Consider the following 765-nt stretch of genomic DNA (forward strand, 5'->3'; position numbering starts at 1 on the left):
CGGCCACCGGCGGCGGACACGCCAGGCGGGGCATCAGCGGGGGTGCGCCGCGCCCCCGGCATGGGAGGGCAGGGCACCAGCCTCCGTTACGCTGAAGAAGTGATGCGCAGCACGCCTGGCCTGCGCTCCATATCAGCCACTGGATCAGCCTCCGGTCGCCCGCAGGTGGGCGGCATGCTGCAAGCTACAGGAACGGTTCAGGGCACGGCGTGCTGCTCGAAGACTCCGACCTCGTCTCCACGACCTAGGAAATCCCACCATGAGCAAAAAACTGATCACCGAGACGGCCTCGACGGTCAACGGCAACGTCTCCTTTTGGTTTGCCGAGGACGGGCTGCCCGCTCCCCGGCCGGCCCTGGCCGGCGACACGACGGCCGATGTCGCCATCGTCGGCGCCGGCTACACCGGGCTGTGGACGGCGTACTACCTCAAGAAGGCCCGGCCGGAGCTGGATATCGTCGTGCTCGAGAGCCGCTTCGCTGGCTTCGGCGCCTCGGGCCGCAACGGCGGCTGGCTGACCAACAGCATCACCGGCGGCCGCGGCCAGTACGTCAAGGCGCACGGCCGTGCGCTGGTGGGCCGCTTCCAGACGCTGCTGAACGAGACGGTGGACGAGGTCATCGCGGTCGCCGGTGCGGAGGGCATCGACGCCGGTGTCCGCAAGGGCGGCGAGCTGAATGTGGCCCGCAATCCGGCCCAGCTGGAACGGCTCAAGGCCCTGGCCGCAGCCGAGGCCGAGTGGCCCGAGGCCGGCGTCCGCCTGCT

1 protein-coding gene is annotated in these 765 nt (G+C 70.2%); it reads left to right on the forward strand.

All coding sequences use genetic code 11. From position 1 onward, the window contains the following. Positions 1 to 259 precede the first annotated feature (259 nt). Positions 260 to 765, forward strand: a 506-nt coding sequence (locus tag AC5RUJ_RS17585; protein WP_494156421.1) for an NAD(P)/FAD-dependent oxidoreductase, incomplete at its 3' end; no start/stop codon positions are given.

This window comes from Arthrobacter sp. Y3223164 (genome assembly GCF_059091005.1).